At 51.1% G+C, this 23,698-nt stretch carries 23 protein-coding genes and 1 riboswitch; of the genes, 10 read left to right on the forward strand and 13 right to left on the reverse strand.

Translation table 11 applies throughout. The features are described from left to right. The first annotated feature begins 441 nt into the window (after positions 1 to 441). Positions 442 to 1,575 (forward strand): THUMP domain-containing class I SAM-dependent RNA methyltransferase, encoded by a 1,134-nt coding sequence (locus tag DFP95_RS26950; RefSeq protein ID WP_115995801.1) that lies wholly within the window; start codon positions 442 to 444, stop codon positions 1,573 to 1,575. 80 nt (positions 1,576 to 1,655) lie between these two features. Here the strand turns inward: DFP95_RS26950 and DFP95_RS26955 are convergent, their stop codons facing one another. Continuing rightward, entirely contained in the window at positions 1,656 to 3,149 is a 1,494-nt protein-coding gene (locus DFP95_RS26955; RefSeq protein ID WP_115995778.1) for a DHA2 family efflux MFS transporter permease subunit, read from the reverse strand. A 182-nt stretch (positions 3,150 to 3,331) separates the two neighbouring features. Here DFP95_RS26955 and DFP95_RS26960 point away from each other — a divergent pair, with 182 nt between their 5' ends. Beyond that, positions 3,332 to 4,243: a TetR/AcrR family transcriptional regulator gene (locus DFP95_RS26960; RefSeq protein WP_115995779.1), complete on the forward strand. Its 912-nt coding sequence runs from the start codon at positions 3,332 to 3,334 to the stop codon at positions 4,241 to 4,243. A 96-nt stretch (positions 4,244 to 4,339) separates the two neighbouring features. Here the strand turns inward: DFP95_RS26960 and DFP95_RS26965 are convergent, their stop codons facing one another. Continuing rightward, positions 4,340 to 5,530, reverse strand: coding sequence for an FAD-dependent monooxygenase (locus DFP95_RS26965; protein ID WP_115995780.1), 1,191 nt, complete (start codon positions 5,528 to 5,530; stop codon positions 4,340 to 4,342). A gap of 172 nt (positions 5,531 to 5,702) precedes the next feature. Beyond that, a complete protein-coding gene (locus DFP95_RS26970; RefSeq protein ID WP_115995781.1) occupies positions 5,703 to 5,990 on the reverse strand; it encodes a transposase in 288 nt (95 codons plus the stop codon). A gap of 228 nt (positions 5,991 to 6,218) precedes the next feature. Between DFP95_RS26970 and DFP95_RS26975 the strand changes: the two genes are divergently transcribed. After that, positions 6,219 to 8,354, forward strand: a complete 2,136-nt coding sequence (locus tag DFP95_RS26975) for an S-layer homology domain-containing protein (RefSeq protein ID WP_147304227.1) — start codon at positions 6,219 to 6,221, stop codon at positions 8,352 to 8,354. Between the two features lie 49 nt (positions 8,355 to 8,403). Here DFP95_RS26975 and DFP95_RS26980 read toward each other — a convergent pair whose 3' ends face one another. The 4 genes from DFP95_RS26980 to fabF all read right to left on the reverse strand — a co-directional run bounded on the left by DFP95_RS26980 (position 8,404) and on the right by fabF (position 11,715). Then, positions 8,404 to 8,841 carry a rhodanese-like domain-containing protein gene (locus tag DFP95_RS26980; protein WP_245988000.1) on the reverse strand — a complete coding sequence of 146 codons (438 nt, stop codon included), beginning with the start codon at positions 8,839 to 8,841 and terminating at the stop codon, positions 8,404 to 8,406. Positions 8,842 to 8,932: 91 nt separating this feature from the next. Next, a complete protein-coding gene (locus tag DFP95_RS26985) occupies positions 8,933 to 9,820 on the reverse strand; it encodes a LysR family transcriptional regulator (protein WP_115995783.1) in 888 nt (295 codons plus the stop codon). Between the two features lie 150 nt (positions 9,821 to 9,970). Beyond that, a complete protein-coding gene (locus DFP95_RS26990) occupies positions 9,971 to 10,447 on the reverse strand; it encodes an SRPBCC family protein (RefSeq protein WP_115995784.1) in 477 nt (158 codons plus the stop codon). Positions 10,448 to 10,473: 26 nt separating this feature from the next. Next, complete coding sequence (fabF, locus tag DFP95_RS26995; protein WP_115995785.1) at positions 10,474 to 11,715, reverse strand: beta-ketoacyl-ACP synthase II; 1,242 nt, start codon at positions 11,713 to 11,715, stop codon at positions 10,474 to 10,476. Positions 11,716 to 11,856: 141 nt separating this feature from the next. On the opposite strand from fabF, the gene DFP95_RS27000 reads away from it, so the two are divergent. From DFP95_RS27000 to DFP95_RS27010, 3 genes are all read left to right on the forward strand, one after another. Further along, positions 11,857 to 12,705 (forward strand): helix-turn-helix transcriptional regulator, encoded by an 849-nt coding sequence (locus DFP95_RS27000; protein WP_115995786.1) that lies wholly within the window; start codon positions 11,857 to 11,859, stop codon positions 12,703 to 12,705. Positions 12,706 to 12,758: 53 nt separating this feature from the next. Continuing rightward, positions 12,759 to 12,992: a hypothetical protein gene (locus DFP95_RS27005; RefSeq protein WP_115995787.1), complete on the forward strand. Its 234-nt coding sequence runs from the start codon at positions 12,759 to 12,761 to the stop codon at positions 12,990 to 12,992. Positions 12,993 to 13,236: 244 nt separating this feature from the next. After that, positions 13,237 to 13,704, forward strand: coding sequence for a hypothetical protein (locus DFP95_RS27010; protein WP_342768295.1), 468 nt, complete (start codon positions 13,237 to 13,239; stop codon positions 13,702 to 13,704). A 17-nt stretch (positions 13,705 to 13,721) separates the two neighbouring features. Here the strand turns inward: DFP95_RS27010 and DFP95_RS27015 are convergent, their stop codons facing one another. Further along, on the reverse strand, positions 13,722 to 15,014 hold the full coding sequence (locus tag DFP95_RS27015; protein ID WP_245988002.1) for a low temperature requirement protein A: 1,293 nt from the start codon (positions 15,012 to 15,014) through the stop codon (positions 13,722 to 13,724). A 568-nt stretch (positions 15,015 to 15,582) separates the two neighbouring features. After that, positions 15,583 to 15,666: riboswitch (cyclic di-GMP riboswitch) on the forward strand. 114 nt (positions 15,667 to 15,780) lie between these two features. Here DFP95_RS27015 and DFP95_RS27020 point away from each other — a divergent pair. The 3 genes from DFP95_RS27020 to DFP95_RS27030 all read left to right on the forward strand — a co-directional run bounded on the left by DFP95_RS27020 (position 15,781) and on the right by DFP95_RS27030 (position 20,407). Further along, positions 15,781 to 17,442 (forward strand): pyridoxal phosphate-dependent decarboxylase family protein, encoded by a 1,662-nt coding sequence (locus DFP95_RS27020; RefSeq protein ID WP_115995804.1) that lies wholly within the window; start codon positions 15,781 to 15,783, stop codon positions 17,440 to 17,442. Positions 17,443 to 17,445: 3 nt separating this feature from the next. Further along, entirely contained in the window at positions 17,446 to 19,164 is a 1,719-nt protein-coding gene (locus tag DFP95_RS27025; RefSeq protein ID WP_245988005.1) for a methyl-accepting chemotaxis protein, read from the forward strand. Between the two features lie 196 nt (positions 19,165 to 19,360). Then, a complete protein-coding gene (locus tag DFP95_RS27030) occupies positions 19,361 to 20,407 on the forward strand; it encodes an NAD(P)/FAD-dependent oxidoreductase (RefSeq protein WP_115995789.1) in 1,047 nt (348 codons plus the stop codon). A 42-nt stretch (positions 20,408 to 20,449) separates the two neighbouring features. Here DFP95_RS27030 and DFP95_RS27035 read toward each other — a convergent pair whose 3' ends face one another. Both DFP95_RS27035 and DFP95_RS27040 read right to left on the reverse strand, forming a co-directional pair. Then, positions 20,450 to 20,950: a DUF1579 domain-containing protein gene (locus DFP95_RS27035; protein ID WP_115995790.1), complete on the reverse strand. Its 501-nt coding sequence runs from the start codon at positions 20,948 to 20,950 to the stop codon at positions 20,450 to 20,452. Positions 20,951 to 20,985: 35 nt separating this feature from the next. Next, positions 20,986 to 21,426, reverse strand: a complete 441-nt coding sequence (locus DFP95_RS27040; RefSeq protein ID WP_115995791.1) for an Lrp/AsnC family transcriptional regulator — start codon at positions 21,424 to 21,426, stop codon at positions 20,986 to 20,988. A gap of 165 nt (positions 21,427 to 21,591) precedes the next feature. Between DFP95_RS27040 and DFP95_RS27045 the strand changes: the two genes are divergently transcribed. Further along, positions 21,592 to 22,224, forward strand: a complete 633-nt coding sequence (locus DFP95_RS27045) for a YitT family protein (protein WP_115995792.1) — start codon at positions 21,592 to 21,594, stop codon at positions 22,222 to 22,224. 56 nt (positions 22,225 to 22,280) lie between these two features. On the opposite strand, the gene DFP95_RS27050 is transcribed toward DFP95_RS27045, so the two are convergent. From DFP95_RS27050 to DFP95_RS27060, 3 genes are all read right to left on the reverse strand, one after another. Then, on the reverse strand, positions 22,281 to 22,664 hold the full coding sequence (locus tag DFP95_RS27050) for an iron chaperone (protein WP_115995793.1): 384 nt from the start codon (positions 22,662 to 22,664) through the stop codon (positions 22,281 to 22,283). A 134-nt stretch (positions 22,665 to 22,798) separates the two neighbouring features. Then, positions 22,799 to 23,014: an RNA polymerase sigma factor gene (locus DFP95_RS27055; protein WP_181907632.1), complete on the reverse strand. Its 216-nt coding sequence runs from the start codon at positions 23,012 to 23,014 to the stop codon at positions 22,799 to 22,801. A 180-nt stretch (positions 23,015 to 23,194) separates the two neighbouring features. Continuing rightward, entirely contained in the window at positions 23,195 to 23,662 is a 468-nt protein-coding gene (locus DFP95_RS27060) for a hypothetical protein (protein ID WP_181907633.1), read from the reverse strand. Positions 23,663 to 23,698: the final 36 nt, after the last annotated feature.

A 23,698-nucleotide genomic window follows, 5' to 3' on the forward strand; every position in this document is an offset into this window, starting at 1 on the left:
GGAACGTCGTAAGCTTTTAAAAAACGTCAAGTTCAAAAACGGGGTGGCGGGCATTTTTTTTGCTTTTTTGAGGTACTCCATTTTCGTATAATCTCGCCTCGATTCGCGTGAAATGGACGGACATAGTCCGATCTCCGTACCATCTCGCCACCATACGCCCGCCGAGCGCAGACTTAGTCCGATTTCCGTACCATCTCGCCTCGATTCGCGTGAAATGGACGGACATAGTCCGATCTCCGTACCATCTCGCCACCATACGCCGCCCGCCGAGCGCAGACTTAGTCCGATTTCCTTACTATCTTCTTCCATTCCCCTTCCGCTATGCGGTTCGCTCTTTCTTTTTCGGGCGAGAATGTTTACGATGGAGTTATACATAGGGTTCCCCACAAAGGCGGAACAGCACAAGGAATGATCTTCCAGAAGCGAGTGATCCCCAGACTAATGACCAAATACGAATTGATTGCAACGACGCCGATGGGCCTTGAAGCCATACTCTCCCGGGAACTGAAAGCGTTAGGCTACGAGGAGCAGCTCGTGGAGAACGGTCGAGTAACCTTCTACGGTACCGAGAAAGATATTTGCATCGCCAATATGTGGCTAAGGACCGCTGGTCGGATTCTCGTCAAAATGGGCGAATTCGAAGCGCTCACCTTCGACGATTTGTTCGAAGGGACGAAGGCGCTTGACTGGCCGAATTGGATTCCGCTCGATGGCGAGTTTCCCGTGGACGGCCGCTCCCATAAGTCACAATTAAGCAGCGTCCCGGCCTGCCAAGGCATCGTTAAGAAAGCTATCGTGGAGAAAATGAAAGAGCGCTACGACATCGAGTGGTTCCAGGAGACGGGACCGCGTTACGTGGCGGAGGTTACGCTCCTCAACGACATCGCCACGTTAACGCTGGATACGACGGGCTCCGGGCTCCACAAGCGCGGCTACCGAGTCGATACGACGGAAGCGCCATTGCGCGAATCGCTTGCTGCCGCAATGATCCTGCTTAGCAGATGGCGCCCGGAGCGTCCGCTCTACGATCCGTTCTGCGGATCGGGCACGATCCTGATCGAGGCCGCGCTAATCGGTTTAAATATCGCTCCGGGACTTCACCGCCGATACAACTCCGAAGATTGGCCGAACCTCCCTCCGGAATTATGGGAGGAAGCCCGGGAAGAAGCCTTCGATCTCATGCGCGAAGATACTCCCATGAACATCGTCGGCACCGACATTGACGCGGATGCGATCAAGGCAGCGTTAGCGAACGTGAGGAATGCCGGGCTCAGCAAGGAAATCAAGCTCAACGTCATTCCGGTGGCGGACATTCGACCGGATGGCGATTACGGTTGCATGATCACCAACCCGCCGTACGGAGAGCGAATCGGGACCGCGTCCGAGGTCGATCTGCTGACCAAACAACTCGGTAACGCCGCCAAACAACTGAGAAACTGGTCCCACTTTATCATCACTCCGGACAAGACCTTCGAAACGAGGTTCGGCCGAAAGGCGGACAAGAAACGGAAGCTCTTCAACGGCCAAATCGAATGTACGTATTACCAATATTTCGGACCTCTTCCCCCGCGTTGAGCCGATGACAACGACAAAAGCGCAGCCTGGGCGAAATAGCCCTGCTGCGCTTTCTCATATTATGAGCCAAAATGCTTAGCTTAGTGACCCATCATCGCGGTCGCGTCCGGCTTCTCAAGCGGCGCCGTCCCGCTTGATGCCACGACCTTCGGCTTACGCAACAGGAATGCCATCGCGAAGCCAAACAATGCCAACCCCATGGACAAGAGGAACGTATCGTTGAATGCGGACACCATTGCATCCAATGGATTGCCGTTGGCGCCGGCGCCCTTCAAATGATCTCCGGTACGAGTCGTAAGGTATCCGGTCAATCCGGCTACGGCAAACGAGGTTACGACTTGCTGTGCCGCAGTCGTAAGCGGAGTTACCCGGCTCACGAGGTGGCGCGGCGCGGCATTCAGCACATGCGTATTTAACGACATCATGGAAAGCCCCATCCCCGAACCTACCATGAATAGAGGAAGAATGATTTCGCGGATAGAAGTATCAAGCGTCACGTTGGACAGAAGGAACAACGCTCCGGATACCGACAGCAGCCCGACGATCGCTAGCGGGCGAGCGCCGATCTTATCGAACAATCTACCGCCGATCGGCATGAATATCATGGAGCCGATCGCTTGAGGAAGCATGATTAAGCCTGTCTCGAACGCATCGTAACCCATTACGTTCTGAAGGTACACGGGCACGAGAATCATGGCGCCGAACAAAGAGATCTGAACCATCCACGTGAGCAATATTCCCCGCGTGAAGTCGGAGGAACGGAATACGCGCAGCTCCAGCAACGGTTGGCGATGGCGAAGCTCCACTATGATGAACAGAATCAGCGCAAGTCCTCCGACGGCAAGTGCAATAAGCGTATTGTCGGCTGACCAGCTGTTTCTCCCGCCCTCGCTGACGCCATAAGCTAGGGTAGCGAACGCGATCGGAGCCAGGATCATTCCTAGAATATCCAGTGCGGGTGCTTTGCCTGAAGCGAACTTCGGCAAGTACTTCATACCGATGAGCAATGCCACGATACCGATCGGCACGTTGATCAAGAAAATCCAGTGCCAAGTCGCTTCCTCGATCAACCACCCCGAAAGTACGGGGCCGAGCGCCGGAGCCATAAGCATCGGAATGCCAAGCATCCCCATGACGGAACCCCGACGTTCCGGAGGAGCAAGACGGAAGATCATGGCCATACCGATCGGCATAACCATACCGCCGCCAAGACCTTGGATGATGCGGAAAATAATTAATTGGTCGATCGTCTGGGCGGCGGCGCATAAAGCCGACCCGAGCGTAAATAAGGCAATCGTAATGAGGAATATCCGTTTGGAGCCGAATTTATCGGTCATCCATCCCGCGAGCGGGATAACGGCGGACAATGCGAGAGTATAGCCGGTGAACGTCCATTGAATGGTGTTCAGGCTGCTGCCGAACTCCTTCTCGAATTGAGATAACGCTACGTTTACGACCGTGCTGTCCAGAATGACCATGATCATCCCGACGATAACGGCAAGCAGCGGTGCGATAATGGTCTTTATCGAGAATGGTTGCTCCCCTGTCGGGTGAGCGGCGGTCTGTGCTGACATGTCATCAAGCCTTCTTTCATGAGAAGTAATCGGTTTACAACGCTAAGCATAACGGGTAGGATATAGCTTAACGGCATGACCAGCAGTTTCTTCAAAAAACCAATGGGTCACGTAACCATAAGTATCATTTTCGTCCGATCGGGCCTGAAAGTCAATGCCTATTTTTTGGAGGGGTGGAAAATATGAGCTTGCTAAGACAACGCATCCTAACATCAGCCATTCGTTTTTTTGCCGAAAAAGGTTTCGCTTCGACTTCCATACAGGATATCGCGAACGACTGCGGGATCGCCAAAGGTTCCTTATATAAAATCTTTTCGTCCAAAGAGGACTTGCTCATCGAAGTGTTCGAATTCAGGTTCCAGTACATGAGCGAACAAGCCGAGTTGATTCGCAACGAGCTTCAATTGCTCCCTTTGCAGCGGCTCGCCCGGGAAACCCTGCTCCAACTGGAATTCATGGCGGAGTTCAAATTCAGCATTCAGGACGCGCAAGAGCTTCAAGCTCAAGAAGGCACCAAGCTGGGACTCTACCTATCCGGAATTAAAGCCAAGCTCATGAATTATTACGGAGACTGCTTGGTCCATGGGCTCGGAGAGGACATTGCGCCTTACAAATGGGATCTGATTTCCGTCTACGTCGGGATGATGAAGCAGTATACGATGTTCGGGCACCTGTTGAACAACCCTCTGGATCCGACTCGACTCTCATCGTATGTCGTAGACCGAATAGAGGAGATCGCGGTAGGATTGCTACGTAAGAAGCCGCAACCGCTATTCGACGATTCGGGCGTCAAGAAATTCATCCATCAAACGATGGAAGGAACGCAGCCTTCGAACGAAAACATAAAGTCCGATCTCTTGCAGCAAATGGAGATGGCCGTCAATGAGCTTGTCATTCCCCTTTCCAGAAAAACGGAGCTCATGGACGCGGTTATTATCCTAAGCGAACAGCTTGCGGAAGAGATTCCTCGATCGGTTCTCGTACGCGCCATGCTTGATTTTCTATCGAAACAACATGAGCTCGCTTCCTACACGGGACAATTGGAGCGAATACTCGGTTGCGAACTACGGAAAGCCTCGAAGAACAATATATAATACTTTTGTGAACGGGATATGAACGGCAGCGCGAGGTAATGATAAATTTTGAAACGGGAAAATCGGGGTTTCGAAACTCGCGGGCTAACGGGAGGATTAATGCTCATATCCCAATAGCCATCTCAGACGGTTTGCTTGAAAATCTCCCGGTAACGAACGCAGCAACAGATTGCGCATGCCGACTCCTAAAGCGCTCTCGATCTGGACGAGCCTTCCCATTCTCCTGGACTGACGAACGACGCGGGTCGTTCTCGGTATCCGATTATGCTCGTAAGTAAGCAAAGCCGATGCAACGTTATCGCTCCCCATACTCAAGCATTCAGCTAAAACCAAGGAATCCTCCATCGCTTGAGCGCCGCCTTGGCCTAGATTAGGTAGCATGGGATGCGCCGAATCGCCAAGCAAAGTAACTCTGCCTTCGCACCAAGTCCTAAGCGGCTTTCGATCATAGATATCATGATTCAATATCGAAGAATCCTCCGTTGCTTCGATTACCGCCTCGATTGGCCGATACCATCCCTGAAAATGCCGCAGAACGGATTGTTTTCTTGCTCCGGAAGGAATCGAATTAGGGCTCCCTTCCCGTGAATTAATCGCGGCGAACCAGTAAATTCGCCCTTGTCCAAGATGGGAATATCCGAATCGCTTTCCCGCGCCCCATGCTTCGAATCCGCCGCCGATCTCCTCTATGTATCGATTGTCTTGGAAGACCGAAATCCCCCGATAAGCGGTATACCCGGAATATCTAAGCGGATCTCCTCCGTTCATCATAAGCTCCCTTACGGTAGAATGAAGGCCATCCGCGCCGATGAGAACATCACCGGACTGCTTGGTGCCGTCCTCGAATAGAGCGGTTACTTTGTCTCCGTCCTGCTCCCATTCAACGAGCCTCTTATTGAACTGAACGCGAGATTCCATCTCCAGTTGTTCGTCAAGAACAGACTGCAATGAGGCCCGGTAAATCAGATAACTCGGCGTACCGTATAGCTCCGCTTGCTTCTTGGTCGGTAGATCCACTAACAGTTTGCCATCCCGCGTACGAATTTCCGCTTTCCCCACCGGCACGCCGTGAGCAAGTACTTTTTCGGCTACTCCAAGCTTTCGAAGTACTTTAACGGCATTCGCGGCAAGTACGATTCCCGCTCCGGCTTCCGATCTGGAGGGAGTTTTGTCGAAAAGATTCACCCGCCACCCCGCTCTTTGCAGCGCAATGGCCGCGCAAAGTCCTCCGATGCCTGATCCGATGATCAGCGCTTTTCTGCCTTCGGTCGATGATGAAATCTCCATATTCCCTCTCCTCGTTGACTAGCGTTTTCCAGAAAAATGCAATTGCTGATTAGACTCCGTCTACCTCAATAAGTTGCATTCCGCTCCAGACGCCGGTCGACGCTGACATGACAAAAAACGATCACCGGAATAACCGACGCGGCAATCGTTCGTTTCTAAACCTATCGTTAACCTAGATTTCCTCCATGGATATAAGCAGCAACCTATACAGGAGATACACTCCGATATAGGCCCCCGTCGAGAGAAAGTACGGATTTAAGAAAACCTCATGGATATTCGTCATGAATACGGTGTGGTCTTCAATGATTTCTTGCACGGAAATAGCGGCGATATTGCCGAAAACGAGCGCGGATAGGATCGATAACGCGTTAAAGACCGTTTGAGACTTCACCCAGTATTTACGCAGCATCACCATGATCAGGGGAACGACTATGCTACCCGCGACGATAAGTATTTTCACGGTATTCACCTCAATACCATGTTGGACGAAAATCAATTCGTTCAAACGGAGAATTTAACTGGCCTTTGCCTTTGCTCTGACAAGTTTAATCTAAGAAAACAATTATCTTAATGAGATTAAACATTACTCGAATATAATGAATGATTAAGTTCATGAATCGTACTACATACTGCGGAAGCGAGAACTGAAGGTAATTCCTTGGTTCTATACATCACGGGAGGCATTTTCTTGAGACAACGGTTTATCTTATTAGCAGTGTTTATTATTACAGCTTTGGTTATCTATCATCCTTCTGCGGAGGCGGCCGACACCTCAATTATCGACGGCCTCTCCTCTCTTTCATTACAGGATATCCCTCTCGATCAACCTTTTAATCCATCCATTCACGACTATACCGCGACGGTTAACAGCGAAAGATCGCAGACCCGATTAACAGCCGTGGCGCAAAACAGTTCTCTAAATCTTCGATTGAACAATGTACCATTAACGAGCGGACAAGCCTCTGATGTTCTTACTCTAGAAAAGCAACCCTTTAATAGCGACGGAAAAACCGTTTTTATTGTGGAGACAGTCGGAGAAAAGGGGACTGTCAGCACATACTCCATTACGGTGACAAGACAACCTGTTCCGACCGTTCAATCTGTAACGACGACCGGTACGGATACCGAAGTAACGATAAGTTGGACGCTGCCGACCGGACGTTCCGATATTAAAGAAATCGTGGTGTCGTATGAGCTCGAAGGTGCTCAAGTGTTTAAAGTTTTACCCCTTAGCACCAGTAAATTCACCTTAAACGGGTTAACGCCAGGTAAAACTTACCGTTTTAATATCGCTATATTAAACAATCAAATTGAGTCCAATAAATCGGTAAATTGTTCATATAATTCAAGTTTGCAAAAAATGACTGCCATCGCTTCCAATGACTCGAGCTTAAATACCTTCTTGGATTCTAGCTTTAATCTAGACGCCGGGTCCTTAACCTACACTTATGCTTCCAAGGCGCCGTCAAGCATTAAGTTTACGCCGACTCTTCAGACCGGTACGGCCAAAGTCCTAATTAACGGGGAACCGATTGCCGACGGGCATACCTCTTCTCCGATTGATCTACCGCCCGGTAAGACGACAACCGTTGTCTTTCAAGTCGCGATGATAGACGGAACGTTTGGGAACAGCTACAAGCTTAATATTACCGTACCCTTTTCGCCGAGCGCACAAGAACCATCGCCGGAAAACCCTGGACATACGGTGAACTCTCCAACCGAGGACTTCATTGTTTTAGATGCTAGGCTTCCTTCTGGAAGCACTGAAATCACTCCTTCATTCGAGGATTACAAAAAGGAACTAAGCGCCCGCGCGAGTCCGGTTCATCGTTTCGTAGTTAAAATCGGCGAACCTTGGGATGCAAGCACTTCGATTACGATGAGCAACCCGTTCTTAAACTACCTTAAAGCTATGGAGAGCTCGTTTGTCGTTCAGTCTCCATCCGTTACTATGACTATCAACAGTGCGGATTTGCCGACTAATACGACGACTTTTTCGATCCTTCGCCGGAAACTTCCTAATGCCGGCAAACAGGCTGGGGCGCAAGCGATTACGACAAGCTTTAAGATCGGTATTGGCGGCTGGGTAAATAACCGAATACCCGTCCTAGTCGATTTAATGCTTGAACCGGATATCAATACGGCAAGCCGCGTGGGCATCCTAGCCAATAACAGATACGCGGAATCAAGCTATTCCGATCGCCTGTTGCGTTTTACGATTATCGGCGATACCGACGTCTCAGCGATAACCAAGCAAGAACCGTTAATCGATATTAACGGCCACTGGGCGAGCGAAGAAATTACGTGGATGGCGGACCGCTTTTTGGTTAATGGATATAGCGATCACACTTTTCGGCCTGATAAGGCGATCACTCGAGCAGAGTTCGTCGATATGATCATTAAGGGATTAGGCATCGAAAACAGTCCGGAGGAAACCGAATTTACGGATGTTCCGAAAGAAACATGGTATGAGCATTCCGTGGCAGTGGCTGTCAAAGGCGGGCTTGTCAAAGGCGATCGTAATCATCGCTTCCGTCCCGACGATTACATAACGGGAGAAGAAATGGTCTCGATCATCGGTCGAATACTCGTTAATGACTATTATGGGAATGATGTACCGGTTAACAGCGAGGCGAAAACCGTACTCTCTTTCGAAGACGCAAGTGGAGTTAGCAAGTGGGCAGTACCCGCTTACACTAACGTTCTGTCCGCCGGCATCCTGTCGGGTACAAATCAGAACAAACTCTTTCCGAAGGCTAATGGGTCCCGGGCTCAAGCCGTCATGATGATTTATCGCTACTTGAATCGTCAATTGAATTCATAAATAGTAGATTGCTCCAATAGGGCGATTTGAAGCGGCTTCATTAATCGGATTAGCCGATTAAAGAAGCCGTTTCTCCAAGAGTGCCATCCACCTCGTTGCCTTCCTTCCGCCAATACTCGATCCCTCCGAGCATCTCTTTTACTCTGAACCCAAGACCGGAGAGGCGGGCAGCTCCCTTGGTGCCGCCGTTGCAGGCCGGTCCCCAGCAATAAACGACGATCACTCGTTCTTTCAAAAAAGCCGCCGTCGTCTCCAAGTCGATCTGGTTGGAAGGAAGGTTAATCGCGCCTGGGACATGGCACTCTCCATAGGCTTTGGCGCTGCGAACATCGATCAATAGAAAATCGTCAACATTATGCTGCATATCGTAACGTACATCAGCTACGTCCGTTTCCACGGAAAGCTTATTCATGAAGTGCCTATGAGTATGCTCAGGCGGTGCGGCAGGAGTCTCGAGAACGAGAGAACGATGAGCTGGGATTGTCATTGGGTTTACCTCCAGTAGGGTTATCGTTTCTTGAATTCAATGTAACACGATCCCGAATACCGGAGTTATCGATAGAAATCTATGAGAAGCATCAATGATTTTGATGATTGATTCCGCCGATGAGCTCGACGAAGCCGAGAAACGCTTTCGACTGCCATTTTTTCTTGGAATAGATCAGTTGCGTGTAGAATTTACACTCGGGATGGACGAAAGGAACAGCAACGATTTGGCCTTTCCGAATTTCCTCCGCTACCGTTATTCGCGGCAGCAACGCGATACCAAGACCGTAGATCACGCATTGCTTGATAGCTTCCAAATTGCCGAATTCGTAAGAAAGATTGTAGTTCACTTGATTGCCCTTCAGTACCTTGAGCAGCATCGCCCGATAGGTGCAGCCATCCTCCGTCATGATCAAGGATTCGCTCTCCAGATCTTCGACGCGGACTTCGCTAAGTTCGCCCAATCTGTGATCGGGACTCGCAATGATAGCCATCGTTTCTTCCCTTAGAATGTTAACGTGAAGCTCGGGATCGGAGAACGGGGGATCCAGAATGATTCCGACGTCCAGAGCGCCTTCTTTCACCGAATCGATAATGAAGGGCTCGTTGCCCGGTTGGATAACGACGTTGACGTCCGGGTAATCGCGGCGATACGCCTGAAGCTTCGGAGGGAGGAAAAAAGCCGCCAAAGTCTCGATCGTTCCGATGGAGAGCGTCCCTTTGGATTGTTTGGATACGACTTCTTTGGACTCCTCATGCAGTCTGTAGATGTCGTTGGCATATTGCAATAGAGCTTCGCCGGCAATCGTCAGCTTCATGCCTCTTCCGAACCGCTCCACGAGGACGGCGCCGTATGATTCCTCCAGCTTCTGTATCTGCGTCGTTATGCTCGATTGGGCATATCCCAGAGCTTCTGCGGCACGAGTGAAGCTTCCCCATTTCGCCACTTCGCGAAAGGTTCTCAGATACGTTAGTTCCACCTACGGCACCTCGCTTCGAATAAGTTGCCCATACTTTATCATGATCTTGCGATTGGGGCAATCGATGTGCCGCGTAACGAAAAGAAGCCGGGAACTTGGTTCCCGGCCTCCGAAGCGCTTAATCTCATTAGCCCGTTCGCTTAACCATCCTTATTTGTCGACCGTCGCCAACAAATCCTCCAAGCGATCCAAAGTCGACATCGCGCCTTCCACAGCACCGTAATTCTCGACCGCGATCCGAAGAGCCTCGACCGTCGGAAAAAGCGATTTCATCGTTAGGGACGTCTTCTTGTCCCCTTCCCGCTCGAAAGTTACCTGCACATGGAATCGACTCGGATCGTTATCTTTGTCTTCGCCGTGCTCATAAACCAAACTTTCCGGTTTAACGATTTCGATATAGTCTATCCGATTCGGATAGTCCACTCCGTCCGGACCGTGCATCAAGTAGCGCCATACCCCGCCCGGTCTAATATCCGCCTCAAGTATCGTAATCGTGAATCCCATCGGTCCCCACCAGTTGGCAAGATGCTTCGGATCCGTCCACGTATCGTGTACCAGCTCGCGCGGAGCTTTAAGCACCCGGTTGACGATAAGCTCCCGTCCTTCAATGCTCGCTTGGTTTTTCAATATTGTTTTCCCCTTCGCGATCTGATTTACTGCTCGACGTATTTCTTTAGAACGATAACCGCGTTATGACCGCCGAATCCGAAGGAATTCGACATTCCGATCGTTAAATCGGCGGTACGGGCGACATTAGGAACGTAATCCAAGTCGCAGCCTTCCCCTCTCTCTTGCTGATTAATCGTCGGAGGGATGATACCTTCCCGCAAGCTCTTAACCAACGCGATAGCCTCCACGCCGCCCGCTGCTCCGAACATATGGCCCGTCATCGACTTATTCGCCGTAATCGGAATACGATAAGCGTCTTCTCCGAATAATTTCTTAATGGCCGCCGTTTCGGATTTGTCTCCGAGCTCGGTGCTGGTCGCATGCGCGCTGATCACGTCTACGTCGCTTGGCGCTATTTTCGCTTCTTGTAGCGCCAATTTCATTGCCCGGTACGCACCGTCGCCTTCCGGATGGGTCGCCACCATATGGTACGCATCCGAGCTGGCTCCATACCCGATGACCTCGGCGTAGATCCGGGCATTTCTCCGCAAAGCATGAGACAGCGATTCAAGCACGAGAATCCCGGCGCCCTCAGCCATGACAAAGCCATCTCTCCCTGCGTCGAACGGCCGGCTAGCCCTTTCGGGATCTTCGTTCCTCGCCGATAGAGCCGTTGCGTTCGTGAAGCTGGCTAACGAAATTTCGGTAACCGCGGCATCCGATCCGCCCGCGAATATGACGTCCGCCCTTCCGGATTGAATGCTGAAGAAAGCTTCCCCGATTGCCGTATTGCCGATGGAGCACGCCGTTACCGGCGATAATGTCGCACCTAGCGCGCCCGTTCTAATGCTAATTAACGCGGCTGCCATGTTAGAGATCATCATCGGAACCAGAGTAGGACTCACTCTGTCGGGGCCGCGATCGCCCAATACCGTATGTTGATCCATTAAAGTCTGTATCCCGCCGATACCCGATCCGACGTATACGCCCATTCTCTCCTTGTCCATCCGTTCCAGATCGATGCCGGAATCGGCTAATGCTTGATCCGCGGCCGCTACCGCGAATTGGCTGAAACGGTCCATTCTCCGCGCTTCTTTAAGCCCGAAAAGCTCCTTGGCATCGAAATCCCGAACCATGCCCGCTATTTTCACCTTGAATTTATCCGTATCGAAAGCATCTATAGACGAAACTCCGGAATCTCCGCGAACGAGCCGGGTCCAGAAGGTTTCCACGTCGTTCCCTAGCGGCGTTATCGCGCCCATTCCCGTAATGACGACTCTTTCCATGACAATTTCCTCCTCGAACTGGTTCTAGAATTAACCTTGTCCTCATCATGTCATGTTGATTATCCTATTACAAGTTGTCATTTATCCTATTATAATGAATAATACGATATACGATATGATTTGCAAGGACGTGAGTCTACCTTGAATTCGCATACGAGGCTTCAAGCGTTATCGCAATTTCTTAAAGCACAGAGAGCCAAGCTGACTCCCCAAGCCGTCGGCTTGCCTGAAGGGAACCGAAGAAGAACGCCCGGATTAAGACGGGAGGAAGTCGCTCAGTTAGCGGAGGTGAGCCATACTTGGTACACGTGGTTAGAACAGGGCAGGGATATCAAGGTATCGTCGTTCGTCTTGGATAACGTAGCCACGGCGCTGCGACTAACTTCCGACGAGCGCAAGTATCTTTTTGCGCTTGCGCTAGAAACCTCGTCGGGCGCCAGCTTGGAAGAGGAAGAGATTCCTCAGATCAGCCCTTCCCTTAGAATCATTCTTCAGGAGCTGACCTATTGCCCGACGATCATCTCCGACCGCAGATGCCATATCGTCGGCTGGAACGAAGCGGCTGCCCACGTCTTCTTGAATTTCGAGCTTATCCCTCCCGAAGAGAGAAACATGATCCGTTTAGTGTTTACCAGAAAGGAGTTTCAGCGGTTAGCCGTGAATTGGGAGCAGTTCGCCAGCGGATTCCTTGCGATATTCCGGGCTTATTACGGGCAATACGTGGAGGATGAATGGTACGAGGAGTTTCTGGCGGAGATGAAGGATACCCATCCGGACTTTAATCGCCTATGGGAGGCGAGCAAGGTGAGCTCGGCTCCGGAGGTGCTGCTCGAATTCAGGCACGCCAAAGCCAGAAAAATGCTATTCCAGCTTACATCGCTGCAAGTGCACGGGGATGCGGATTTACGGTGCAGCATTTATACTCCGGCGCCTGAAACCTCTACGAAATCGAAGCTTAAGCAGCTTATGCAGGCACAACCGGAGCCTTGAAGGTTACTCTCCGCTAATGCCCCGCATACACTATTCGGCGGAGGTGAATTCGTATGCTTCAGACGCCATGGTTATCGAAAGCAACGTACTTGGTCGGACAGCCCGTCGGTCTATCGCTCGCGAACGGACAGGGCGTAACGGGAGTGCTATGCAGCTTAAGCGAAGGCAATGTGGTTCTTCAAGAATATTTGTACCAAAGCCAGTTCGCCACCAAGCGGTATCCTTACGACGCCGTGCAGGACGTGAACGCTTTTCCGGGTTGCGCGATTCCCGGCTCTCCGTTCTGACGTCGTGAACGAAGGCCGGGAGCACTACGATAGAGGACGGTTCCCGGCCTTCCATGCGTTCACGTCTGAGGCGGTTTAATCTAGTAACCATACATACTCTCGAAAATAGTTAATATAATTAGAGAGAAAAGCTGCTAGTGACAGCAACAATAACGAAGGAGTGAGAAACATCCCCGCTTTTATAATCGGATGCGAAATCGCGTTCTGGATATTCGTTCTCGCAGGTTTGACGTGCCGCTATTTATTGGGTTGGAAAAGAGCCGGAGCACTACTGTTGCTATGCACTCCGTTGATCGACTTGGTTCTGCTTGCGGTTACGGTGATCGATCTGCGCGGCGGTGCCGAAGCTAGCGTCGTTCACGGCATCGCGGCGATCTATATCGCGGTGTCGGTCGTCTATGGCCATTCGATGATCAAATGGGCGGACGTTCGATTCGCCCACCGTTTCGCGGAGGGTCCCGCTCCCGTGAACCCGAAGGTTTACGGGAAGGAGCATGCCTCTCGGGAACGCCAAGGCTGGTACAAGCATTTGCTCGCTTGGGCGATCGGCTGCGTTATTCTGTACGGCATGATTCTCATGGTGAACGCGGAAAGCCGCACTAGCGGACTGTCGCAGCTCATTCGTACTTGGTCGCTCGTGCTCGGCATAGATTTCCTGGTCAGCTTCACCTATACGTTCTGGCCGCGTCGGCACAAGGATACGGCCGCATAGTCGTGCATTTCTTCTCCCTAGCCTTGCGCTTGTTTGTTCAAGGCCTGCGGAAGCAATCGACACAGCCGCTCCGTGAAGACGGATCCCCACATCGCTACGGCCGCAAGCACGACGGCAACGACAGCCGACAAGAGCAAAGGCGTAAGTTCAGTGGCGAACGGGATAAGAACCGCTAGGGCAACGAACCCCGCGATATACGCCTTTGGGATAACGCTAGCAACTATTTTCATAAAAAGCATATTCCCGAGCAGGTAGAGTCCCGGTCCTCCCAGGATAACCGCGGCGGTCTTCGCGTCCGTGTGGCCGGTAGGATGAGCAAGCAGCAGCTCGTCAGCGACGGCAGCCACGATGATTCCCGCCACCAGTAGCAGATGCGTGTACGTATAGGCTGAGCGAGCAACCCTGCCCGGATCCTCGGAGTGCGCGATATAATGATGCCCCGTCTTCGCCGTCATCTCGAAATAAATCCACCACATCGCCACCGTCCCCGCGAAAGAGACGACGAACGCCGCCAAATGAGTAGGGCTCCACTCCAGCTTCGCGAATGTCGCCCCCGTCACGAGAATCGATTCTCCCAACGCGATAATAATGAACAGGCCGCAACGCTCGGCCATGTGGGAGCCTTCCACGTCCCATACTTGAGTCGGTGTCCGGCCAAGCTTAGGCAGCCAGAAGCCTAACGAAGGGGAAATATATTCAATGATGAGAGCTACGCCCCATAACCCTAGACGCCAGGATTCATGCGCGAACCCTCCCGCGATCCAGAAAGCCCCGGACAAGACCAGCCATCCGAGAATACGCGTAAAATTGATCCTGAGCTCGACGGATCCTTCTCTCAATACCCATATGGTATAAGCCGTCCGACCGACTTGGAAAATCGTATAGGCTAACGCGAAGTAGAGGCCTGAGTGTCCGAATGCTTCCGGTATGGAAGTCGACATGATGAGGCCCAGCAGCATGAGAACGATTAGCATTAACCTAACCGGCTTCGTCTCGGGATTCAGCCAATTGATAACCCACGCCGTGAAAATCCATACCCACCATACGGCCATCGTGATCAGTCCGAGCCGGACCGCCCCCTCCAGCGTAAAGTTCTCCAAGAAGGAATGCGATAGCTGAGTCACCGCGAACACGAAGACCAAATCGAAGAACAATTCTATAAAAGACACTTTGCCCGACTCTCTCGTCCCCCTGCTGCGAAACAGCGCCGATTCCATTGTCTTCCTCTCCATCATTCCGCTCCCCAATCGATAAGTTAAGCCGGATAGCGCGAGTGAAATCCACCAGGCTTTCTTATTTTTCTTAGCCATATTGTATCACCCGAGGAGTCCGATAGTCGCTACTAACTTACCTGGAACAAAGCGCTTTTCGCCATGGAAATAGAAGGGATTTAGCGGCATTGGCGGGTTTGGGGGCGGAGTTAGCGAGGTTGCTTCGTTAATTCGGCTTGGTCTGCTTATGTTGGACGGAGTTAGCGAGGTTGCTTCGTTAATTCCGCTCGGTTCGCGAATGTTGGACGGAGTTAGCGAGGTTGCTTCGTTAATTCGGCTCGGGTCACGTTTGTTGGGCGGAGTTAGCGAACTTGCTTCGTTAATTCGGCTTGGTCTGCTTATGATGGGCGACAGGTCTAGATAGAATTCGGCATAAACCTCTTTTGTCTAGTCCCAACAAGCGTCATAAGTCCCTTTTAGCTTATGCCCCCCATTAATTGCGCTTCCAATTTCGAGGTAAAACATGACGATTTGTGTAAATTCCCCCCAATTGTATTGATATTGAACTGAGAAAATAGTAATGTGTATTTCATGAATACAACCCGCTATGTCTAGGCAATAGTAACTGCACTTCCGGGACATGGGAGCTTCAACGATAGTTCTAAATAACCGAATACGGCAAAACTACCGAAAGGTAGTGACGCAAAGCTATAGGGACTACTCCCTCCGGGAATGTCAGCCAGTTGCAGGAATTGCAGGCGGTTTACTATGGCTCTTACTAGTATGCCGCTTTTTGTCGTATTCGGAATTGTAACGATTTTCATAGTTTTGCTATTAAACGACAGAAAGAGGGCAATTAATGTTCATGCAGCAGCAAACGGATGTTAGAAAATGGTTTCCCAGCGACGACGGCAACCCGGATCAACGGGCATTATTTCTTGGACTGATCGAACAAATCCTTAGCGGCGTCGATAATCTGAAGGATCCGGACACCGTGAATTTGAAGGGGATCAAGCAACGCGACGGGAATTTCTACGGCGATCTCGTCCGCACGAGCGAGATTCCGGGCAAAAGTACGCCGATGGAAGAAGTAAACGAGCACTTGTTAAAGCTGCTTCACTCCCACCCGTACCACACGAAGTATTTTCTGACCAACATTTTGCCTATGGCGAGCATTCCGGGAATTATAGGCATGATCGCGGCGTTTATGGTGAACGGCAACAATCTATGGGACGTATACGGACCGGCTGGAGCAGAAGCGGAAGTCAAGGTTATCGCGATGATGTCCAAGCTCGTCGGCTACGACAGCTCGCGAAGCGGAGGATACACCACTTGGGGTGGGCAAGGGGCCATTTTCACGGGTTTGCGCCTCGCTATAGCCAAGCATGCACCTCATGCCTCGCAGACCGGCGTTCCCCAGAACTTGTACGCGTTCTGTTCCGAAGCCGCGCATTATAGCCTGTTCAAGTCCATGGAAGCCACGGGAATCGGAAGCAACAATCTGATTAAAGTACGGACTTTACCGGATAGTTCCATGGATATTAGGGATTTGCGGGATAAAATGGAGCTCATCATCCGATTGGGAGGCACGCCGGTCTACATAGTGGCTACGACGGGTACGACCGACGCAATGGGAATTGACGACTTGAGCGAGATTTCCCAATTAGCCGGAGATATTGCGGCCGTCCACGGAATCGCCAAGCCTCATATCCATGCCGATTCGGCTCTCGGCGGATTTTTCGCCTTCTACAACGACTATGATTTCGCGGCTAACGAGCTTAAGCTCGAACCTGATACATTAAATGCCTTACAGGCCATTCGCGGTCGCATGAAGCATCTTCACCTCGCGGATTCCTTGTGCTTCGATTTTCAGAAATTGGGACAAACTCCTTACTCCACCAGCCTATTTCTCGTGAAGAACGCCGAGGATCTCAAGCCGATGGATCTGGACGCGGACGAGACTCCTTACGTCGGGCACCGGGGATATGGGCAGTACCACACCGGCTATACGCTGGAATGCTCCCGAATGGCTAGCTCCATCAGCATCTACAGCGCGCTGCTGGCTTTCGGAATCGAAGGCTACCAACGTCTGCTCGCCCAATTCGTCGACGTTAACATCGCGTTCCGCAAGGCTCTAACACTCCGGATTCCGGAAGCGGTCATCGCGAATCCGAACAATCCGGGAATCATTACTCTGTTCCGAATCTACCCCGACGGAACGTCCCACCTCTCCTCGGAAATCCGAGGCGAACGCACGCGCAAGGAAATCGAGCAAACCAACGAGCTGAACGACAGGCTATTCGAGTCGCTCGGACGTCATCGCGACAAGATTTTCTTCGGCGATACCAAAAAGCATCTGATGGTTCCTACAGCGGACAGCCATTCGGTACCGTTGTACGCGGCCAAGCTCTTCGTCATCTCGCCGTACACCCAGACGGAGCACATCGATGAGATCGTAAATTATTTGAAAACGCGAATATCGGAAGTCTATGAAAGTTCCCTTATGCTCGCAAGTGGAGGCAAGTAATCAATGTTGAAATCCGTCAAAGCTTGGTTCGTAAACCATCTTACGGTCAAAATCGCGTTAAGCATTCTTCTTCTCCAATTATTCACGAGCGCCGCCTTCGCTTTCTCCGGTTACTACGTCAACCAGAACCTGATAGGCAAGCTGCTCGAACAATTCGATATGAGGCTGCAGACGGACATTCAGATCGCCGCCGATATGCTGTCCGACCTTCCTGGCTCGGATACGGAGCTTAAAGGCACGGACGACCCGAATTATGCCGTCATCAAAGGAGAGCTTGAGAAGCTTCAAGCCACGCATGGGTTAGAGAACATTTACATCCTATCTAAGAGCCAGGGGGAGGAACGTATTCTTGTTCTATCCGGCGTTCCCGACGATTACGGGACACCGTATCCCTTCACCTCTGAGATGAACGACGCCATTGCGAATAACAAGGAAATGCTGAGCAGCATTTACACCGACGAATACGGCATACATAAATCGATATTCATGCCGCTACAGGACGCGAATCAGGAAAGCTACGGGATATTGGGCATCGATCTCGACGCTTCCGTCGTTCCCGAGACGTCCGACTCCATCTTCTGGACGACGTTCTGGATTACCGCTCTCGTGCTCGTCATCGGAACTCTTCTTGCTGTCGTAATCAGTAAAATCATCACAAGACCGATCCGGAACCTCATGATCGCCACGGAGAAGGTCGCCACCGGAGACCTCCGCGAACAGCTTTCGGTATCGCGCAAGGACGAGCTTGGCAAGCTAGCCGACTCCTTCGGCGAAATGGGCAAAAACCTTCAAACGCTGATCCGCCAGATTCGCCAATCTTCGGATCAAGTCTCGGCTACGAGCACCCAGCTCCTGCATTCCGCCGACGAAACGAGCAGAAGCGCGCAGCAAGCGGCGGAATCCACTAGCCAGATGAGCGATGGCATTAACGACATCGTCAATAGCGTTGCTAACAGCACGGCACTAATCAACGAAATCGATAGCGAGCTGACCGATGTCTCGGAAGATATGAAAGAAATGCGTCAAATCGCTCAACAAGTTCGAACGCAGAGCGAGGACGGCCAACAATTGGTCGAACAGACCCTTCACCAGATGAGCGTCATCAAGGATGTCATGAGCCAATCCCAGGAGGCCGCACTGAATCTCGGGGAAAGATCTAAGGAAATCGGCGGCATCATCAACATGATTTCCGATATTTCCGAGCAAACCAATCTACTGGCGCTTAACGCTTCGATCGAAGCCGCCCGCGTAGGAGAAATGGGCAAAGGCTTCGCCGTCGTAGCCGGAGAAGTGAAGAAGCTTGCCGCCCAATCCGCCGAAGCCGCCTTATCCGTAAGGCAACTGGTATCCGGAACTCAGGAGAACAGCAAGCTCGTGATCGACTTGGTCGGCGAAGGCCGTCAAGCCGCTGAGCAAGGCCATAGTTGGATTAGCGGCACCTACGAGAATTTCAATACGATCCATTCGGGCGTATCGCGATTCTCCGACCGTACGGATCTGCTTCAGAAGGCATTGGAGAAGGTCGAGCAATCTTTCGTCTCGATCTCCGCGTCCATGCAGCAAATCTCCAGCGTCACGCAGGAGCAAGCGGCAGGCACGGAGGAAGTCGCTTCTGGAGCGCAACAGCAAAGCGCCACCATGCAGGAAATCACTGGCGCGATCGAGCAGATGAACGCTATGTCGGTCGAATTGCAAAAGTCGGTTCAACATTTCAAGCTCTAAAGACACCGATAGTCACAGGCAGTAAAATCGAAAAGGCGCACTCCGTCGAGGTTGAGACGGGGGCGCCTTTTCGTCGTTTGGTTCGATCAAGTGTTCATCACGTAAATTTAATTGACATTGAGAATCATTATCAATAAAATAAAAGGATAGTTATCAACCGTATGGTACCGGGTTGCAAAGAAACGAGGAACTGAACTTGAGCGCACCATTGGAGTTATATGACGTTACGATTATCGGCGGAGGTCCGGCCGGAATGTATACGGCCTTCTATAGCGGGATGAGGGATTTAAAGACGAAGCTGATCGAGGCCGGGGAAGAGCTCGGGGGAAGAATCCTAATCTATCCCGAGAAAATGATCTGGGACGTAGGCGGCTTAACGCCTACTTTAGGGAAAAACCTGATCGATCAGCTCGTGCAGCAGTGTCATACGTTCGATCCGACGATCGTGCTTAATCAGCGCGTGGCGGCGCTGGATCGGCAAGCCGACGACACGATCATATTGACCTGCGCGACCGGCGAACGACATTGGACGCGTACCGTCGTACTTGCCATCGGTTACGGCGTTCTTCAGTTGGCCAAGCTCGAGATCGAAGGCGCCGATCGTTTCGAAGTCACCAACCTGCATTATACCGTGCAGGAGTTGGAGCCATTCAGGGGTAAGCGCGTGCTTATCTCCGGCGGGGGAGATTCGGCGGTCGATTGGGCGAACGCCCTCGAACCGATCGCCTCCAGCTTAACCGTCGTTCACCGGAGAGACAAATTCGGTGGCCATGAACGGAACGTTTCCCGAATGAGGGCATCCTCCGCAACCATTCTGACTCCCTATGCGGTAGAGTCGCTGCACAGCGGCAACGGTTCCGCTATCGATCAAGTGACGATCGTTCATGCGGATACGGGAGTTTCGGAACGGATCGACGTCGACGCCGTTATCGTCAATCATGGCCTTAGGTACAACTTCGGATCGATTAAGGAATGGGGCTTGGACATGGATGACTGGAACGCCCATGTTAGCAGCACAATGGAAACGAACATCCCCGGAGTCTTCGCGGCGGGAGATTTCGTGAAGCATGACTCCAAGGTACATCTGATCGCGGGCACGTTCACGGACGCCGTTCTAGCCACTAACGCCGCCAAACTGTATGTCGAGCCCGAAGCGGAGAAAGTCGCCTACGTCTCTTCCCATAATGCCAAGTTTAAAGAGAAGAACCTCGCTCTCGGCGTAGCGGAGGAAGGCGAGCATTAATAACAAGCAAGAGGAAAGGCGTTAATCCGCGCAAGGCGCGGGTTAGCTCCTTCTCGTAAATTCCATGATCCAATTCGTGTCCCAGCTCTGGCCGCCGTCGAATGAGAAGGCTTGTTGCCAGCGTGCCGATACTTCCGTAATCTCATCCCAAGTAAATCGAACGTGCAGCGGTTGACCGTCCGGCATCTCGACGACTTGCCGGAAGCTGCCTACGCCATCCTCGAACTTTCCGACCAATGGTCTGAAATCCGGATGATTTTTGTTGTCTAGCCACATTAGCGACCATTGTTGCGTATCCTCGTCGTAAGCCCTAATGGTCATCCCCTTTCTTACCTCTCCGTCAGGGAACGTTCCGCCCTCGAAATGATCGATAATGACCTTCCGATCAAGATAATACGCGCCCGTATGCGTAGCTTCGAACTCTTCCCATACGCCGATCCTGTCCGGATACATAGCTTCGGTGCGCCGTTTATTCAGAACGGTGTAAGGATGCACAAGAAAATCAAAATCGCGAATACCGGAAGTACCGTTTCCTTGATTCATGGGGATTCCTCCTAAGTTTTCTTATGCGGACCTCTCTACTGCCGCTTCGGCAATAGAGTCCGATTGAGTACAGGCGAAGATAAAATGACCGATGTATTCACGTTGCCGTAGGGTAATAGCCGCTCTACGAGCTTGCTCAGATCATCCATCGACGTTACCGCGGCTTTGATCATGTGGCTGACGATGCCCGTCACGCGATGGCATTCGATGATATCCTCGTCGTCTTTAATACGTCTCTCGAACTCTTGCGGAGACACCTTCAATTCGCTTACTTGAATGATCAGCTGCACGGTTCTGCCGATTGCGGCAGGCGATACCCTTGCGTTGAAACCCTCGATAATTCCTTTTTCCTGCAAACGAAGCAATCGTTCCGAAATACTGGGTCGGCTTAACGATAATTTCTTGGACAGGTCGCTCACCGTCATCCGCCCGTCTTCTTGAAGCCATTTGATTAACGAAATATCTATTTTATCCACTTGATCCGACCTACTTTCCACAATGCAGGCAGTACTTGCCATTTTCCTTCAATGTTATTTATTCTAACATCATTTTCGTTCGCTTTCTTATATATCGCCATTCTTCCGTATTATACCATTGTTATAAGACCTACAATAAAGTTTTCATAACAGGGGAATCGGAATATGGATAAGGAAACGAAGGGGATTTTCCGTAAATGGCTTCATATTGCACTCGGATGCGTAGTTACGGCTGCAGGATTGATTTTGCTCAAGCATTCGCATGTCGTTACCGGCGGAACGGCCGGACTCTCGCTCAGCTTGTCATATTTATTCCAAACCAAATTCCATATCGTATTCTTGCTGCTGAACATTCCTTTCGCGGTTTTCGCCTATCATAAAATCGGCCGATCCTTTACCTTCCGCACGATGGCTGCGATCTCGCTGTTATCCGCCCTGACTTCCGTCGATCGTTTGTTTTCCGACTTCGCTATTCCCGCTCTGCCTGGATCCATTATCGGAGGTGCGTTCATCGGAGTCGGGATCTGCTCGTTATTCAAGAACGGCGCTTCGCTCGGAGGCTCTACGATATTGGCTCTATACATGCAGAAACGCTATGGCTTGAATCCGGGCAAAACGAACTTTGCGTTCGATTTCATCGTTGTTCTAACGAGTTTCTCCGCGGTATCGCTCGATCAGGGATTCATCTCCGTCTTGTCCATAGCCGTTACTTCGACCATTCTTTCCTTCTTCAAGAACAGATTGAATAGCGTTGATCGTCCCCAGCGCAACGCGCTACCGACTACGGTAACGACGTGACATCGCTCTTACACGCGCAAACCCACCTTAGGTTGTCGGCCTATGGTGGGTTTGTTTTATTTTTTCTTTTTCTTTTGCTCTTTTTCGAGGTTTTCTTTCGCCTGGAACTTCACCATCTCGGTCATTAATTCGAACGGAAACGGTTGTTTCTTCGGGAATTGAACGGCGGACTTGGATACATGGTAAGGCGACAGCTGTTCTTTGAATACTTCGAATACCTTGAACGGCGGGGGGAACGACAGCGAGTAATGGTCTTTGAAAGCGGAGTAATAGACCACCTTCCCGTGGAATTCTAATGCCGGCAGCTGATAGCTAATGATCTCGGCCGCTTCGGGCACGGCCTCTTTAATCGTTTGGCGGATCTTCCCCAACATATCCTGAACTTCTTTCTCGAAAGTACCGATATATTCATCCGCGGTTTGATAATCCGTTTTAGCCATCCTGACCTACGCTCCCTTCGCAACATTTTCCTCTTGATTAAGTAATTATATATTTATTGGAAAACTCCTTCTTCGTTGATTTTTTTCGGAGTCCAGCGGGAGCGGCAGCCTGCCGGAACGCACGAGATACTCCATCACCGCGAATAGAACCGTCGAACCGTCGTGTGAACCCATGCGTCCATGTTGTCCACCTGCTTACCCGCGCGAAGCGAGCGGTACAATCCCAACGATATTTCTTGGGACAGATCCAGGGCATTTTGTTCATGCCCTGTTTTGGATAAAGCAAAACCGTATATTTTCCTTGAATAGAGCTGCAGGAGCGAATCGTCAAACAGATTGTTTGCGGTCATTTGGCACCTCCTTTGAACGTGGTATGTTATATAAGTAGCCGATGTGGCGGAACGGTTGGTCATTTTGTAATATTTTATGTTCATCCTATTTTACCAGGTATTTCCTTTGATTATAGCTAGAAAAAAGAGTCGCCCATTCGATCGCAAGGGATCGAACAAGCAACTCTCTATTCTCCTTCGTTATCGTCCGACAAATGCGGCAGATCCGTTGTCTCCGCTGTAAGGAGGTCCGCCGGGCACGGTTACGTAACAGATGATCATTTTATAAGGTTTTCCTTGCGTAATATTCTGATTAAACGTCAGGATGAAGCTCTGATTCTGATTATCGGCAGCCGCAATCGTGACTTTAGCGGCCGTAAGCGCGTTGCTCGGACTAACTTGGTCATTCATGCCAAGCGTCGCAATTCCCGTCGGTACGGCTTCCGTCGTGCTTTGAATCCAATAATTCGTCGCTGTCACGCCTTTGACTTTGTCAACGGGCCTGTCGTACGTAACTAAAAGCTGGTTCGGCGATAGTTGACTGAGCGACTGGAGCATCGGAATTTCCTGTTGCCGTCTCTTGGCCGCATCCGATTCGTTCGGAAAAGCGATAGCGATCCCCACAGCGATCGCGACGATCAATGTTAGCTTTGCTGTGATCCTTCTCAATTTACGTCCTCCCGATCCATTCGGCGATTGTGGTTA

Origin of the sequence: Cohnella lupini (genome assembly GCF_003386205.1) — a bacterium.
Taxonomy (GTDB): Bacteria; Bacillota; Bacilli; order Paenibacillales; family Paenibacillaceae; genus Cohnella; species Cohnella lupini.